Genomic DNA, 15,439 nt, shown 5'->3' on the forward strand with positions numbered 1-15,439 from the left:
TTACGCGGCCTCTTCGGCAACGAAGCCCTTCCAGCCGCGCATATAGGTGACGAAGGCGGAGCCGAGGCCTTCGTCGCGGAGATGCTGTTCCGTGACGGGGAGCGGCGGCGAGACATAGGCGGGGTCGGCGAGGGCCCGGCGCGGGAAATCGTGGCGCAGGATCGCGGCGCGGCCGATGATCGCGAAGTCGCAACCGGCCTCGATGACTTCGGCGGCATCCTGCGCGGTCATGATCTTGCCGGCGGCGCCGAGGCGGACCGGCCCACGGGGCAGGTCCGTGAAGAGGCTCATCAGCGAGCGGCCGTGGAATTCCTCTTCCACCGGCTCCTTCTTCACATCCCAGAGAGACATGTCGAGATAGTCGATCTTTGCGTCGGAGAGAAGTTCGGCGGCGACATCGCGTATCTCCGCGAGCTTCAGGCCGAAACGCTCCGGGGACAGACGAATGCCGAGCTGGAAGTCCGGGCGGCAGGCGGCGCGGATGCCGTTGACGATCTCGAAGACGAGGCGGGCGCGGTTTTCGAGCGAGCCGCCATAGATGTCGTCGCGACGGTTGAATTCGGGCGAAAGGAACTGCGCGAGGATGTAGCCATGCGCGCCATGCACCTCGACGCCGTCGAAGCCCGCCTTCTCGGCGCGCTTTGCGGCGGCGATGAAATCGTCGCGCAGTTTTTCGACTTCGGCGGTGGTGAGCGCGCGGCCGCCGGTGTCCTTGTCGTCGGAGGGGCCGACGACATCGCCCACGAGGTCCTTCGGCGAGCGGATGCCCGCATGATGAAGCTGGACGGAGGAGACCGAATCCTGCGCCTTGATGGCGGCGGCGAGGCGCGTCAGCCCTTCGAGGTGACGGTCGTCCCAGATGCCAAGCTGGCCGGGGAAGCCCTGTCCGCCCGCCTGGACATGGGCAGCGCAGGTCATGGTGAGGCCGAAGCCGCCTTCCGCGCGCATGGTGAGCCAGCGGAATTCATCGTCGGAGAGACGGCCATCGGGGTGGCTCTGCGTGTTGGTGAGCGGCGCCAGCATGAAGCGGTTCTTCATGGCGGGTCCGTGGGCGAGCGAAAGCGGCTCGGCAAGCTTTTCCGTTGTCAGCATTTCCGTCCTCGAAATGAAAGCGAATGGCGATGCCCCCTATATAGGGGGCATCTGTGCATTCATCCATCCGCCGGCAAAAAAGATGCCGTCAGCTTTCGGCCTTCGCGACTTTCTCGAAGTCCGAGGCGTCGTGGCGCTCGGGGAGCTGGCTCGAAGGCTCGCCCCAGGCGCGATTGACCATGCGGCCGCGCTTCACCGCCGGACGTTCGGCGATTTCGTCGGTCCAGCGGATGACGTTCTTATATTCGTGGACGCTGAGGAACTCGGCGGCTTCGTAGAGGAGGCCTTTGGCGAGCGCGCCGTACCAGGGCCAGATGGCCATGTCGGCGACGGTGTATTCGTCACCCGCGATGTAGCGGCTCTCGGCGAGGCGGCGATCGAGGACGTCGAGCTGGCGCTTGATCTCCATGGCGAAGCGGTCGATCGCATATTCGATCTTGAACGGTGCATAGGCATAGAAATGGCCGAAGCCGCCGCCGAGATAAGGCGCGGAGCCCATCTGCCACATGAGCCAGGAATAGACCTCGGCGCGCTTCGTGAGGTCCTTCGGCATGAAGGCGCCGCCGAACTTCTCCGAGAGATAGAGGAGCATGGCGCCGCTTTCGAAGATGCGGGTCGGCGGATTGGTGCTGTGGTCCATCAAGGCGGGGATCTTCGAGTTCGGATTGACGGCGACGAAGCCTGAGCCGAACTGGTGGCCTTCCGAGATGTTGATGAGCCAGGCGTCGTATTCGGCGCCCTTGTGACCGGCTTCGAGAAGCTCTTCCAGCATGACCGTGACCTTGACGCCGTTCGGTGTCGCCAGCGAATAGAGCTGGAAGGGATGCTTGCCGACGGGAAGCTCCTTCTCATGCGTCGGGCCCGCGATGGGGCGATTGATGTTCGAGAAGCGGTTGGCGTTCTTGTCCTGGTTCCAGGTCCAGACTTTCGGCGGCGTGTAGGTTTGGTCGGTCATGGAGCGTTTCCTTTGTGCGGCGAATGTCCGGATATGGGTGTTTTATTTTATGGCGCCAGAGGCGCGAAGGCTTTCAATTTCGGCGTCGCTGAAGCCGTGGGACTTCAATGTTTCGAGCGTGTGCTGGCCGAGCGCGGGTGAGGCCGATTTCGGCGTGTCGTCGAAGCCGGGGAAGCGGATGGGCGAGGCGGGCGCGAGATAGGTGCCGGAGCCGTCTTCCTCCGGCACTTTGACATAGGCGCCTGCGGCGTGGGCCTGCGGATCCTCGAAGACGTCGCCGGGGCGCATGAGGGGCGCCCAGATAATGTCTTCAGCATCGAGCTTTGCGCGCCAGTAATCGACATCATGCGCGGCGAAGGCGGCATCGAGAATGTCGACCAGTTCGGCGGCGTTGGCTCGGCGCTTTTTCGGATTGTCGAACCGCTCGTCGGTTTCGAGCTCGGGTCTGCCGATGGCGCGGCAGACGGCCGTCCAGTCGACCGTGCCCTGGCGCGGGACGATGACGATCCAGGTGTCCTTCGTCTTGAAGAAATTGCTGATCGGCATGAGTGCTTCGTGGCGCGACTTGGTGGAGCCGAGCTTGCCGTAGCGGAGCTGGACGGCGGTGTCCGATCCGGCGGCATAGATGCCGGCGCGGAGCAGCGAGGCCTCGACGAGGCGGCCCTTGCCGGTTTTCTCGCGCTCGAAGATGGCGGCGAGGATGCCGCCCACCGTGGCCATGCTGGTGGTGTGGTCGCCGATGCCGGTGCGCAGCGTCGTCGGCTCCTTGCCTTTCACGGTCTGCAGCCAGCCGACGCCGGAGCGGGCATAGAAGGCGGCGATGTCGAAGCCGGGGCGGTCGCGGTCCGGGCCCTCGAGGCCGTAGCCGGTGACGCTCGCATAGACGAGGCGGGGGTTCACGGTTTTCAGGCTCTCGTAATCGAGGCCCGCGCGCTCCAGCCCGCCGGGGCGGACATTGGTGATGAAGATGTCGGCGTCTTTGACGAGGCGCTTCACGGCCTCGACGCCTTCCGGTTTCGAGGTGTCGATGGCGAGGCCTTTTTTTCCGCGATTATCGAGATCGAAGATCGGGCTGCCCTTCAGATGGTCGGCGCCGACATTCTGCATCGTATAGCGCATGGGGCAGCCGGAAAGCGGCTCCACCTTGATGACGTCCGCGCCCCAGTCGGCAAGGATGCCGCCGGCGCCCGGCGCGGCGATGTAGGTGGCCATTTCAATGACCTTGAGGCCCTCAAGCATGGTGTCCGATCCCCGTTTAGCTGAATTTCTTGTTGGGGCGGATCATCCATGAAAAGGCGGGGGAGTCAAAGTGGGGGGTGAAGACGGAGGGGACTGGACAGAAATCGGGAGTGGGAGAATTATTTTCGGGGAGATTCTTTTGTCCGGGGGGACCACATGACACCAGGTTTTATTGCGGCCATTCTCGAAGCGCCGGCCGTCGCGGTGGCGACGCGGGTGCTGCTGACTTTCATGTTCTGGGCGAGCGGGCTGGGGCTGCTGGCCAATTTCAATCAGAGCGTGGAGATTTTCGGGGCGCTCGGCTTTGTCTATCCTGAGCTTGTCGTGATCGCGACGGCGGCAACGCAGCTCATCGGGTCGGCGCTGGTGATTTCGGGGCGCTATGTGTGGCTCGGGGCGGGGGCGCTCGGCGTCTTTACCTTCCTCACCATCCTCTTCGTCCATAATTTCTGGGCGATGCCGGAGGGGCCGCAACAGGTTAACAGTTTCCATACAGCGACGGAGCATGTGAGCGTGATCGGCGCGCTCGTTCTGGTAACGATTTTCATGCATCGGCGGGCCGCACGCTGAAATCATCCGTTTACTGCGTGTCTTTATGTGAAACCGTTCGTTAAGCGGTTTCGCCTAGGCTCCAATCAGGGCGCTTTCCTGTGAGATGGCGCTGAATTTGGGCCCGAGGCGATGATGGATTCGGAAAAGCTGACAGTCGCGGATGTGCAGCGTCTCCTTACGGATACGTCCGAAGACGCACGCGCGGCCGTGGCGGCGAAAGTCGCCAGCCAGTTCAGCACCATCACGCTGGCGCCGCGCGAGCGCGAGCTGGCGCATGAAATCCTCGGCTATCTGGTACGCGACGTTGCCGTCAATGTGCGCGAGGCGCTGTCGCGCTGCCTGAACGACAATCCGGCGGCGCCGCGCAACATCGTGCTGCATCTCGCGCGCGATATCGACCAGGTGGCCATTCCCATTCTCGAGCGTTCGCCGGTGCTGACGGATGAGGACCTTGTGGGGCTCGTCTATTACGGCAGTTCGGACAAGCAATGCGCGATTGCCGGGCGGGAAGAGGTGCGCGCGACCGTGTCCGAGGCGATTGCCCATCGCGGCGACCGCAGCGCGGTGCTGAAACTCATTCACAATAGCGGGGCCGTCATCAACGAAGCGGCGGCGACGATGCTGGTGCAACGCTATGCGGACGATGCGGACGTTGCAGCGCCGCTGGTGCAGCGGAACGAATTGCCGGCGCTGCTCGTCGAACGGCTGATCGCGATGGTCTCCGAACAGATGCGCGAATATCTCGTGTCGCATCACGAGGTCGACGGGCGCGTTGCGGCGACGCTGGAAGAGCAGGCGCGCGAGCGGGCGACGACCGACACGATCGGCCGCATGGGCAATGACGATCTGCGCGGGCTGGTGGCGCAGCTTGCGGAAAACAACCGGCTGACCGCGACGCTGATCCTGCGGGCGGCATGTGTCGGCGAAATCCGCTTCGTGGAAGCGGCCTTCGCGGAGCTGACCGGCGTGCCGGACGAGCGCATCTGGCGGCTCATTCACGATGTCGGCGCGCTCGGCTTCCGGGCCGTTTATGCGCGGGCGGGGATGCCGGAGGCGCTTTATCCGGCGTTCCGCTGCGTGCTCGACACCTATCATGCGGTTCGCAGCTCCGATGGCTCGCTGGAGCTCGATTTCTACCGGCTGCATGTGCTGGAAGGGCTGCAGGAGACGTTTGAAACGGTGGCCCCCGACCTCGACAGCATGATCGACAAGCTGGCGAAGATCATCGGCCCGCAGCCGGCGGTGCGCTCGCAGCACGTCGCCTGACCGCCTTAGCGGAGGGCGGGCTTTTATTCTCCCGAAAATGATCTAGTTTCGCCTACTTCAAACCGGAAGAGGCGGACAATTCATGACCCATCAGATCAGAGACGCTTTCATTTGCGACGCCGTGCGGACGCCTATCGGGCGCTATGCGGGGGCGCTGGCGCAGGTGCGCGCGGACGATCTCGGCGCGGTGCCGCTGATGGCGCTGATGGAGCGGAACCCGGATGTGAACTGGGAGCGGGTGGACGATGTGATCTTCGGCTGCGCCAACCAGGCGGGCGAGGACAACCGGAACGTGGCGCGGATGTCGGCGCTGCTGGCGGGGCTGCCCGAAGGCGTGCCGGGATCGACGGTGAACCGGCTCTGCGGCTCGGGCATGGATGCCGTCGGCACGGCGGCGCGGGCAATCAAATCGGGCGAGGCATCGCTGATGATCGCCGGCGGCGTGGAGAGCATGTCGCGCGCGCCCTTCGTGATGGGGAAGGCGACGAGCGCCTTTTCGCGCGATGCGGAGATTTACGACACGACTATCGGCTGGCGCTTCGTGAACCCGCTGATGAAGCGGCAATATGGCGTCGACTCCATGCCGGAGACGGCGGAGAACGTGGCCGAGGATTTCCAGATTTCACGCGCCGACCAGGATGCCTTTGCGTGGCGGAGCCAGCAGCGTGCCGGACGGGCCATCGAAGAGGGGCGTTTCGCGCAGGAGATCGTGCCGGTGACGATTGCGAGCCGCAAAGGCGAGACGGTGGTGAGCGCGGACGAGCACCCGCGGCCAGAAACGACGCTCGAGGCGCTCGGCAAGCTCAAGGCGCCGTTCCGCGAAGGCGGCACGGTGACGGCGGGGAACGCATCGGGCGTGAATGACGGTGCCTGCGCGCTCATCATTGCGTCGGCCGACGGAGCGGAGGCGAACGGGCTTCGCCCGCGGGCGCGGATCGTGGCGATGGCGACGGCGGGCGTTCCGCCGCGCATCATGGGTATGGGGCCGGCGCCAGCGACGCGCAAGGTGCTGGAAAAGACGGGGCTCAATATCGGCGATATCGACGTGATCGAACTCAACGAGGCTTTCGCCTCGCAGGGGCTTGCCGTGCTGCGCGATCTCGGGCTGCCGGACAATGCGGATCACGTGAACCCGAATGGCGGCGCCATCGCGCTCGGCCATCCGCTCGGCATGAGCGGGGCGCGGCTGGTGACGACGGCGATGTACGAACTGGAGAAGCGCGACGGGCGCTATGCGCTGTGCACGATGTGCATCGGCGTGGGGCAGGGCATTGCGATGGTGATCGAGAGGGTTTGAGGGCTAGAAGCCCAAGGCGATCTGCACGAGGCTGGGGCGGGTGACGAGGCCGGAGGGGGTGCGGGGTTTGCGTTTCGGTGCGCGCGGGGCCAGCGGCTTTTCCGATTTCATTTTCGCCGGTTCGGGCGCGCGCGGCTTCGGCTCTTTCCGCGCCGGCTTTGCCATATGCGCGAGGCGGCGGGGGCGGCGGACGAGGGCGAGCAGGTGGCGGTCCGGCGAGAGGCAGGTGCGGTCGAGGCGCCAGGCGGCGATGGCGATTTCCTCGCCGGGGATCGCCGGGTCCACATCTTCCCATGAATATTCCAGGACGGGCGCGGCAATCACGGGCTGCGGCACTTCCTCGATACAGGGCTCTTCCTCTTCGGGCAGGGGATCGGTGAGAAGGATTTCGGTTTCCGCCTCCTCCAGCGCGGAGACGAGATGCGGCGCGGACCAGAAGGTGAGGTCTTCGGGCGGCAAGGGGCGGCAGATATAGGCGCCTTGCGCGGCAGTAAAGCCGAGGGCGGAAAGGGCGGCGAGCGTCGTTTCATCCTCGACGCCGACGGCAGCGGCACCGAGGCCGCGCGAGGCGGCGAGGGCGACACGCTTGCCGACGAAACCGAGGCCGGAGAGCTTCAGGCGGTGGGCGAACTGGATGATCGCGGCGCCACCGATTTTCACTTCGTCGAAATAGTCGGGCGAGATGAATTCATCCGGCACGATGACGGCGCCGCCGCCGTCGAGCGCGGTGCGGAAGCCGAGGCGGCGGAAGGCGGCAAGCGTTTGCGCGGCTGCCTCGCCATGGCGGGCAAAGGCGCCTTCGGGCACTTCGAGAATGAGGGTGGCGGGGTCGAGACCGCGCTCGGCCATGATGGCGTCGAGCGCGCCGGGGAGGCCCATATCGGCGAGATCAGGCGCGCCGAGATTGATGGAGAGCGGCCAGTCGCGACCCGCACCTTGCCGCTCGGCGAGCGTATCGGCCGCGGCCGACGCTACGTAACGCGTGAGTTCGCCGGCGCGTTCGCGGCGCTCGAAGAAGGAGAGGAAAAGGCCAGGCGGGAGCAGACCGTAATCCGGGTGGTTCCAGCGCACATAGGCTTCCGCGCCGATCGCCTCGCCGGTGGCCAGCGCGATCTTAGGCTGGCAGACGATGAAAAGATGGGCGGCCTCGAAAGCGAGGTCGATGTCGCGGTTGGTCAGGCGAAAGGAACTGCTGTACATCTTGGTCCCGGGCGGCACACAACAATCGGGCTTCGGCACAGGGTGGGCCGAGTCTCTTTCCGAGTGCTTAACGGGATGAAACGAGCGGCGGACAGCGTCGCCAAAAGATAAAAAGAATGCTTCGAATTGAAGCAATGGGAGGTTTCAAGTGAGCAAATCCGCGGGCGATGCGCTGATTCCGGCGGCGACCATCCTTCTGCTGCGCGATGGCGCGGAAGGCGTCGAGGTTTTCATGGTGGTACGGCATCACCAGATCGACTTCGCTTCCGGCGCGCTCGTCTTTCCGGGCGGCAAGGTGGACAAGCTCGACCGCGAGCCGCATGTGCGCGAGCGCGTGGACGGCGCGGAGGGGCTGGACGACTGGGAATTTTCCATGCGCGTGGCGGCGATCCGCGAGGCGTTCGAGGAATCGGGCGTGCTGCTGGCGCGGAGCGAGCAGACGGGCAAGCTGGTCGATGCGGCGCGGCTGAAGATGCTGGAGCATTACCGCGATCCGCTGAACAAGGGGGAGGTCGGCATCGGCGATTTCCTCGCGAGGGAGGGCTTGCGGCTTTGCGGCGACGCGCTGACGCCCTTCGCGCACTGGATAACGCCGAGCATGATGCCGAAGCGGTTCGACACGCGGTTCTATCTCGCGGTGGCGCCGGAGGATCATCTGGCGGTGCATGACGGGTCGGAGTCGGTCGACAGCGTGTGGATCAGGCCGGTGCATGCGCTGGCCGAAGCGGAGGCGGGGACGCGGACGATCATCTTCCCGACACGGATGAATGTGGAGAAGCTCGGAGAGAGCCCGAGCGCCGCTCATGCCATAGAGGCGGCGCGGGGGCGGCCTGTGGTGACGGTGGAGCCGCAGGTGACGAAGAACGATGCGGGCGAACCGGTGCTGCGGATTCCTGTTGAGGCAGGTTATTCGGTGACGGAGGAGCCCTTGTCGGCGGTGGCGAATGTGGCCAAGCCGAAGGCGGGGTAGGGTTCGGCTTTCGGGATTATGCGCTGAGGTTCCACGCTTACCCCTCCCCAAACGGCTTGCAGCCGTTTGACCCTCCCACAGGGGGAGGGTGGCAGGTGAAATTCGATAGCTTGTTCCATGGGATGGAGGCTGTGACCCCGCCCCAAAATTTGCTGTGCAAATTTTGACCCTCCCCCAAGGGGAGGGTGGGAAGAAGTGCAACGTGGCCAGCAAGCGTGGCGTTCTTTATCCGACTCAGTACAGGAATTGTTCGGTGATGATGCGCTCTTCGAGGCCGTGGTCGGGGTCGAAGAGCATCAGCATGTCGATGGAGCCGTCTTCCTCGACCTCGACCTCGCGCACCTGGCGGAACTCGGTGTGGTCGGCCACGGCGCTGACGGGGCGCTTTTCGGCTTCCAGAATTTCGAAGCGCAGTTGCGCACGGTGCGAGAGCAATGCGCCACGCCAGCGGCGAGGGCGGAAGGCGCTGATCGGCGTCAGCGCGAGAAGCGCGGCGTCGATGGGCACGATGGGGCCTTGCGCGGAAAGATTATAAGCGGTGGAGCCGGCAGGCGTCGCGACGAGCACGCCGTCGCAGACGAGTTCTTCCATGCGCGTCTTGCCATCGATGGAGATGCGGATTTTGGCGGCCTGATAGGTTTCGCGGAAGAGGGCGACCTCGTTGATTGCCAGCGCCTCGTGACAGGAACCATCCGCGAGCGAGGCGCGCATCCGCAGGGGATGAATGGTCGCGCATTCAGCGGCGGCGAGACGCTCCGTCAAATTATCGTCGCGATATTCGTTCATCAGGAAGCCGACCGAGCCCCGGTTCATGCCGTAGATCGGGATGCGGCGCTTCATGTGCTGGTGCATGGTCTGGAGCATGAGGCCGTCGCCGCCGAGCGCGACGATGACATCCGCCTCCTCGGGCTTGGCGTCGCCATAGCGCCGGCTGAGCGCCTTGCGCGCGGCCTCCGCTTCCGGCATTTCGGTCGCCACGAAGGCGATCTTCTCGAATTTCATTATCTTCCCCTCGAGGGCGGCGGATAATTTTCCTCACGAAACGGTAAATTAACCGCCGACACAAGGAGGTAAGCATATGGGCGGAGATACGCAAGCCAAGGATGAATTCGTGTTCGTCTACACGACGCTTGGCTCGGCGGCGGATGCGGAGCGGGTCGCGGAGGTGCTGGTGCGCGAGAAGCTGGCGGCCTGCGTCAATATCCATCCCGGCATGCGCTCCGTTTACGAATGGAAGGGCGCGGTGGAGCGGGAGGACGAGGCGGCGGCATTCATCAAGACAAGACGGGCGCTTGTGGATGAGGTGATGGTGCGGCTGAGGGCACTGCATCCTTATGAGGTGCCGGCGATGCTGGTGCTGCCGATCGAGGGCGGGAATGAGGATTATTTGGCCTGGGCGAGGGGGCAGACCGGAGGCTAGCCGCCCGTCAGCGACATGTGGCGGGGGACGGCGGGGCCTTTGTGGGTGCGGTCGATGATGAAGTCGTGGCCTTTGGGTTTGCGGCCTATTGCTTCGTCGATGGCGGCGTTGAGGATTTCGTCGGTTTCGCTCGCGCGGACGGCGCTGCGGAGGTCGGCGGCGTCTTCCTGGCCGAGGCACATATAGAGCGTGCCGGTGCAGGTGAGGCGGACGCGGTTGCAGCTTTCGCAGAAGTTGTGCGTCAGCGGCGTGATGAGGCCGAGCTTACCGCTGGTTTCCTTGACGCGGAGATAGCGCGCGGGGCCGCCGGTGCGGAAATCCATTTCGTCGAGTGTCCAGCTTTCGGCGAGCGCGCGGCGGACTTGCGAGAGCGGCAGGTATTGTTCGGTGCGGTCGCCGTCGATGTCGCCCATCGGCATGGTTTCGATCAGCGTGATGTCGTGGCCTTCGCCATGCGCCCATTCGATGAGCGAGGGGAGCTCGGCTTCATTGACGCCCTTGAGCGCGACCGTGTTGATCTTGATCTGGAGGCCGGCGCGCTTTGCGGCGGCGATGCCGTCGAGCACTTGCGGCAGGCGGCCCCAACGGGTGATTTCGGCGAAGAGATCGGGGTTCAGCGTGTCGAGCGAAACGTTGATGCGGCGAATGCCGGCGGCATGGAGATCGTCAGCGTAGCGCGCGAGCTGGCTGCCATTCGTGGTGAGCGTCAGTTCGTCGAGCGCGCCTGATTCCAGGTGGCGGCCGAGGGAGCGGATCAGCGTCATGACATCGCGGCGGACCAGCGGCTCGCCGCCGGTGAGGCGGAGCTTGCGGACACCCTTGGCGATAAAGGCGGAACAGACGCGGTCGAGTTCTTCCAGCGTCAGCAATTCGGGCTTCGGCAGGAAGTTCATGTGCTCGGACATGCAATAGACACAGCGGAAGTCGCAGCGGTCCGTCACCGAGACGCGCAGATAGGTGACCGCGCGGCCGAAGGGATCGATCATCGGCGTGGCGGGCGTTCCGGCGGGGAAAAGAGGCGCTTCCAGGTCCATGACCGGAATATAGCATCGGGTCAGCCGGATTTCGCCCCCTGTGTGAGAGGGGTTTTGCCGGGTGCCGGAGCGGGATAGCCTCTGCCTCAATCAAGACGAGGGGGACGTTCATGGCGGCCGACTACATTCTTTCCATCGATCAGGGGACGACGAGCACGCGGGCGCTGCTGTTCGACCGGTCGGGTTCGCCGATGCGGGTGCGGCAGAAGGATTTGCGGCAGATATTTCCGCAGGATGGCTGGGTGGAGCATGACGCGGCCGAGATCTGGGCGGCGACGCTGGAGGTTTGCCGGGGGCTGCTGACGGCGGGAACGACGGCGGGGAATGTCGCGGCCATCGGCATCACCAATCAACGCGAGACGACGGTGCTTTGGGAGCGGGCGACGGGGAAGCCCTTGCACAATGCCATCGTGTGGCAGGACCGGCGGACGGCGCAGCTTTGCGCGAAGCTGAAGGCGGAGGGCAAGGAGCCCGTCGTACAGGCGAAGACGGGGCTGCTGCTCGATCCTTATTTTTCGGGGACGAAGCTCGCATGGCTGCTCGACCGTGTGGAGGGCGCGCGGGAGAGGGCGAAGAAGGGCGAGCTCTGCTTCGGGACCATCGACTCGTGGCTCATCTTCAATCTCACGGGCAGGAAAGTGCATGCGACCGACGCGACGAATGCGTCGCGGACGTTGCTCTTCAACATCGAGACACAGGACTGGGACGACGAGCTGCTCGGCTGGTTCGACATTCCGCGCGAGATACTGCCGGAGGTAAAGGATTGCTGCGCGGATTTCGGCGTGACCGAGAAAGAGTTGTTCGGCATCGAGATCCCGGTGGCGGGCGTGGCAGGGGACCAGCAGGCGGCGACGGTGGGGCAGGCATGTTTCGAGCCGGGGCTCATCAAATCGACCTATGGGACGGGTTGCTTCGCGGTGGTGAATACGGGCGAGCGGCGCGTCGAAAGCCGGAACAGGCTGCTTGGGACCGTCGCCTACCGGATCGGCGGCAAGACGACCTATGCGCTGGAGGGTTCGATCTTCATGGCGGGGGCGATCGTGCAATGGCTGCGCGACGAGATGGGGCTGGTGGCGAAGTCCGAAGACAGTGAGGCGATGGCGCGCGATGCGAACCCGAACAGCCATGCCGTGCTGGTGCCGGCGTTCACGGGGCTCGGCGCGCCTTACTGGGAGCCGGATGCCCGGGCGGCGCTGTTCGGCATGACGCGGGATACGGGCGCGAAGGAGATCGTACGGGCGGCGCTCGAAAGCGTGTCCTACCAGACGCGGGACCTGATGGATGCGATGGCGGCGGACATGAAGGCGGCGGGGCTCAAAAGCCCGCAGGCGCTGCGCGTCGATGGCGGGATGGTGGCGAACAACTGGTTCGCGCAGAACCTCGCCGACATTCTGGCGCGGCCGGTGGAACGGCCGGAAATCACCGAGACGACGGCCTTGGGCGCGGCCTATCTGGCGGGGATGCATGTGGGGTTTTACGGCGACATGAGCGACGTCGCCGCGCATTGGCGCTGCGAGCGGGCGTTTTCGCCGAAGATGGCGGAAGCTGAGCGGGCGGAGCGGTATGAGCGGTGGCGGGGGTGCGTGAAGCGGGTGATCGGATGAGGTTGCCGTTCCGTGGTTTGCGCCGCGCCCCCGCCCCGAAATTTGCAGCGCAAATTTCGACCCTCCCCCGAGGGGAGGGTGGGAAGAAGCCGGGCCATTCCAGCCTGATCGCGCTATAGTTTCTGAAAGAACGCTGATCCCGGGAGGATGACATGGCGTCGGACGATCTTATTGCGAAGCTGAAGGCGGCGCTGGGTGATGCCGGTGTGCTTACCGGCAAGGATGCCGAGGAGAAGGCGCAAGGGGGCTGGAGCAAGCTCGGGGTGCCCGCCGCGGTGCTCAGGCCTGCATCGACCGAAGAGGTCTCGAAGGCGCTGAAGCTTTGCCATGCGGCGGGCGAGGGCGTGGTGCCGTGGGGCGGCAAGACGGGGCTTGTGGAAGGCGGCGAGGCAGAGGGGCATATTGCGCTGTCGCTCGAGCGCATGAACAAGATCGAGGAGATCGACACGCTGGGCGGCACGATGAGCGTGCAGGCAGGTTGCGTGCTGCAGGCGGTGTGCGAGGCGGCGGAGGCGAAGGGGTTGCTGTTTCCGCTCGATCTCGGCGCGCGTGGCTCGGCGACCATCGGCGGCAACATTTCCACCAATGCGGGCGGCAACCGCGTGATCCGCTACGGGATGACGCGCGACCTGGTGCTGGGGCTCGAAGTCGTGCTGGCGGACGGCACGGTGATGAGCTCGATGAACAAGCTCATCAAGAACAATGCAGGCTACGACCTGAAGCAGATGTTCATCGGTTCCGAAGGGACGCTTGGCGTCGTCACGCGGGCGGTGCTGCGCGTGCGGCCGAAGCCGGTGTCGCAGGATACGGGATTTGTGGCGGTCGAGAGTTTCGACCAGTTGCCGAAGTTTCTGCGTCACATGGAGCGGGCGCTGGGCGGTACGCTCTCGGCCTTCGAGGTGATGTGGGAGGATTTCTACAAGCTGGTGACGATGGAACCCGCGAAGGGGAAGCCGATCGTGCCGCATGGCCACCCCTATTATGTGCTGGTGGAATCCATGGGCGGCGACCAGGAGGCCGATAGCGCGCGCTTCGAGGCGGCGATGATGGAGGCGCTGGAAGCGGGCGAGATTTCGGATGCCGTGATCGCGAAGAGCCAGGCGGAGCGCGACGCGATGTGGGCGCTGCGCGACGATGTGGGGCAGGTGGTGCATACCTATCCGATGTTCACTTTCGATGTGAGCCTCAAGATCGCCGACATGGAAAGCTATATCGCCGATGTGAAGAAGGGGCTTGCCGCGAAATGGCCGGATAGTTCGCTGATGGTGTTCGGGCATCTGGGCGACGGCAACCTGCATGTCATTCCGGGGCGCTTTCCCGATGCGGGGCCGGAGACGCGGCATGGTGTCGAGGCGGTGGTCTATGGACGGCTGCGGGACAGGCAGGGATCGGTTTCGGCGGAACACGGGATCGGCCTCGAAAAGCGGCCCTATCTCGACTGGTCGCGGAGCGCGGAAGAAGTGGCGCTGATGCGGATGCTGAAGCGGACGCTCGATCCGAAGAATATTCTCAATCCCGGCAAGGTGCTTGAGCCCTTGCCGCAAGCGAAGGCGGCGGAATGAAGCGGACGGCAATGGCGGCGGGTATTGCGATGGTGCTGAGCGCCGGGACGATCGTGGCGTGGGCCTCTTCGCCCGATGCCTGGGACGAGTTGAAGAAGCGCGCGGAGGCGGCCTGCATGGCGGCGTCGGGGCTCGACGCGCCGAGCATCGCCGCGCCGGTGACGAATTTTGAGCATCATGTATTCGCCGTGGTGGACGGGAGATGGCCGGAGGGTTCCGCGATGGCGGGGCAGACGGCGCAGTGGGCCTGTCTTTACGACAAGGAGCACGAAACGGCCGAGGCGCGGGAACCGGGCTTTCCGTGAGGCAATTTGCGGCGCGGGTGATGGCGTGGCAGACTGACCGGAACACAGAATCCGGTTTTTCATAATGAGTGACGGAAGGCGGCCCCCATGTCGGTAGCGGAGGATTTCAGCGGCGTTTCAGTGCGCGACCAGGTTTCGGAAGCCGAATGGCAGGTGCGCGTCGATCTCGCGGCAACCTACCGGCTGGTGGCGCATTACGGCTGGAGCGACCTCATCTATACGCATATCTCGGCGCGCGTGCCGGGGCCGGAGCATCACTTTCTGATCAACCCCTATGGCATGAGCTTCGACGAGATCACGGCGTCGAGCCTTGTGAAGATCGATCTCGACGGCAATATCGTCATGCCGACGGAATATGCGGTGAACCCGGCGGGCTTCACGATCCACAGCGCGGTGCATATGTCGGTGCCGGATGCGAATGCCGTGATCCACACGCATTCGGATGACGGGGTCGCGGTGTCGGCGCAGGCAGACGGGCTGCTGCCGCTGTCGCAGACGGCGATGATCGTGCTCGAGGACCTTGCCTATCACGATTATGAAGGCATCGCGCTCGAACATGACGAGCGCGAGCGGCTGGTGCGCGATCTCGGCAACAAGCATTGCATGATCCTGCGCAATCACGGATTGCTGACGGCGGGCGCGAGCTGCCCCGACGCCTTCCTGCGGCTTTATTTTCTGGAGCGGGCTTGCACGATGCAGGTGCGCGCTCTTTCCGGCGGCGTGAAGCTGACCATGCCGAACCAGGGCGTGCCGGAGAAGACCGCCGACCAGGGCATGTTCCACAAGAAGCACGGCATCGGCAAACTCGCCTGGCCGGCGCTTCTGCGTACGCTCGACCGGATCGATCCGTCCTATCGCGATTGATCCGTTTCAGGAGCGCGCGCTTCAACGACTTTCCAATTGAGATGGGGAGGCTTTCGGCCTTCCGCATCCGTTACGCATT

The 15,439-nt window shown here is 64.6% G+C and carries 15 protein-coding genes; 9 read left to right on the plus strand and 6 right to left on the minus strand.

What is annotated here, in order from left to right; genetic code table 11:
* The 3 genes from PLAV_RS13650 to PLAV_RS13660 all read right to left on the minus strand — a co-directional run bounded on the left by PLAV_RS13650 (window position 1) and on the right by PLAV_RS13660 (window position 3,286).
* Entirely contained in the window at window positions 1-1,092 is a 1,092-nt protein-coding gene (locus PLAV_RS13650) for an NADH:flavin oxidoreductase (RefSeq protein ID WP_012111616.1), read from the minus strand.
* Window positions 1,093-1,180: 88 nt separating this feature from the next.
* On the minus strand, window positions 1,181-2,047 hold the full coding sequence (gene yghU / locus PLAV_RS13655) for a glutathione-dependent disulfide-bond oxidoreductase (protein WP_012111617.1): 867 nt from the start codon (window positions 2,045-2,047) through the stop codon (window positions 1,181-1,183).
* Between the two features lie 42 nt (window positions 2,048-2,089).
* Window positions 2,090-3,286: a CaiB/BaiF CoA transferase family protein gene (locus tag PLAV_RS13660; protein WP_012111618.1), complete on the minus strand. Its 1,197-nt coding sequence runs from the start codon at window positions 3,284-3,286 to the stop codon at window positions 2,090-2,092.
* Between the two features lie 156 nt (window positions 3,287-3,442).
* Here PLAV_RS13660 and PLAV_RS13665 point away from each other — a divergent pair, with 156 nt between their 5' ends.
* From PLAV_RS13665 to pcaF, 3 genes are all read left to right on the plus strand, one after another.
* Complete coding sequence (locus PLAV_RS13665; RefSeq protein ID WP_012111619.1) at window positions 3,443-3,856, plus strand: DoxX family protein; 414 nt, start codon at window positions 3,443-3,445, stop codon at window positions 3,854-3,856.
* Between the two features lie 111 nt (window positions 3,857-3,967).
* Window positions 3,968-5,104, plus strand: a complete 1,137-nt coding sequence (locus PLAV_RS13670) for a DUF2336 domain-containing protein (protein WP_049767791.1) — start codon at window positions 3,968-3,970, stop codon at window positions 5,102-5,104.
* A gap of 94 nt (window positions 5,105-5,198) precedes the next feature.
* Window positions 5,199-6,401 carry a 3-oxoadipyl-CoA thiolase gene (pcaF, locus tag PLAV_RS13675; RefSeq protein ID WP_143710329.1) on the plus strand — a complete coding sequence of 401 codons (1,203 nt, stop codon included), beginning with the start codon at window positions 5,199-5,201 and terminating at the stop codon, window positions 6,399-6,401.
* Window positions 6,402-6,404: 3 nt separating this feature from the next.
* Here pcaF and PLAV_RS13680 read toward each other — a convergent pair whose 3' ends face one another.
* Entirely contained in the window at window positions 6,405-7,601 is a 1,197-nt protein-coding gene (locus PLAV_RS13680; RefSeq protein WP_012111622.1) for an EAL domain-containing protein, read from the minus strand.
* A gap of 148 nt (window positions 7,602-7,749) precedes the next feature.
* Here PLAV_RS13680 and PLAV_RS13685 point away from each other — a divergent pair, with 148 nt between their 5' ends.
* Window positions 7,750-8,571: an NUDIX hydrolase gene (locus tag PLAV_RS13685; RefSeq protein WP_012111623.1), complete on the plus strand. Its 822-nt coding sequence runs from the start codon at window positions 7,750-7,752 to the stop codon at window positions 8,569-8,571.
* Window positions 8,572-8,805: 234 nt separating this feature from the next.
* On the opposite strand, the gene PLAV_RS13690 is transcribed toward PLAV_RS13685, so the two are convergent.
* Window positions 8,806-9,573 carry an NAD kinase gene (locus PLAV_RS13690; RefSeq protein WP_012111624.1) on the minus strand — a complete coding sequence of 256 codons (768 nt, stop codon included), beginning with the start codon at window positions 9,571-9,573 and terminating at the stop codon, window positions 8,806-8,808.
* 76 nt (window positions 9,574-9,649) lie between these two features.
* On the opposite strand from PLAV_RS13690, the gene cutA reads away from it, so the two are divergent.
* Window positions 9,650-9,991 (plus strand): divalent-cation tolerance protein CutA, encoded by a 342-nt coding sequence (cutA, locus tag PLAV_RS13695; protein WP_012111625.1) that lies wholly within the window; start codon window positions 9,650-9,652, stop codon window positions 9,989-9,991.
* Here cutA and moaA read toward each other — a convergent pair.
* Window positions 9,988-11,025: a GTP 3',8-cyclase MoaA gene (gene moaA, locus PLAV_RS13700; protein WP_012111626.1), complete on the minus strand. Its 1,038-nt coding sequence runs from the start codon at window positions 11,023-11,025 to the stop codon at window positions 9,988-9,990. The two genes, cutA and moaA, sit on opposite strands and share 4 nt — an antisense overlap.
* A 110-nt stretch (window positions 11,026-11,135) precedes the next feature.
* On the opposite strand from moaA, the gene glpK reads away from it, so the two are divergent.
* The 4 genes from glpK (at window position 11,136) to PLAV_RS13720 (ending at window position 15,360) form a co-directional block, all read left to right on the plus strand.
* Window positions 11,136-12,629 (plus strand): glycerol kinase GlpK, encoded by a 1,494-nt coding sequence (gene glpK, locus PLAV_RS13705; RefSeq protein ID WP_012111627.1) that lies wholly within the window; start codon window positions 11,136-11,138, stop codon window positions 12,627-12,629.
* Window positions 12,630-12,781: 152 nt separating this feature from the next.
* Window positions 12,782-14,191, plus strand: a complete 1,410-nt coding sequence (locus PLAV_RS13710) for an FAD-binding oxidoreductase (protein ID WP_012111628.1) — start codon at window positions 12,782-12,784, stop codon at window positions 14,189-14,191.
* On the plus strand, window positions 14,188-14,496 hold the full coding sequence (locus PLAV_RS13715; protein WP_041536023.1) for a hypothetical protein: 309 nt from the start codon (window positions 14,188-14,190) through the stop codon (window positions 14,494-14,496). The genes PLAV_RS13710 and PLAV_RS13715 overlap by 4 nt, the downstream gene beginning before the upstream one ends.
* A gap of 87 nt (window positions 14,497-14,583) precedes the next feature.
* Entirely contained in the window at window positions 14,584-15,360 is a 777-nt protein-coding gene (locus PLAV_RS13720; protein WP_012111630.1) for a class II aldolase/adducin family protein, read from the plus strand.
* Window positions 15,361-15,439: the final 79 nt, after the last annotated feature.

Origin of the sequence: Parvibaculum lavamentivorans DS-1 (genome assembly GCF_000017565.1) — a bacterium.
Taxonomy (GTDB): Bacteria; Pseudomonadota; Alphaproteobacteria; order Parvibaculales; family Parvibaculaceae; genus Parvibaculum; species Parvibaculum lavamentivorans.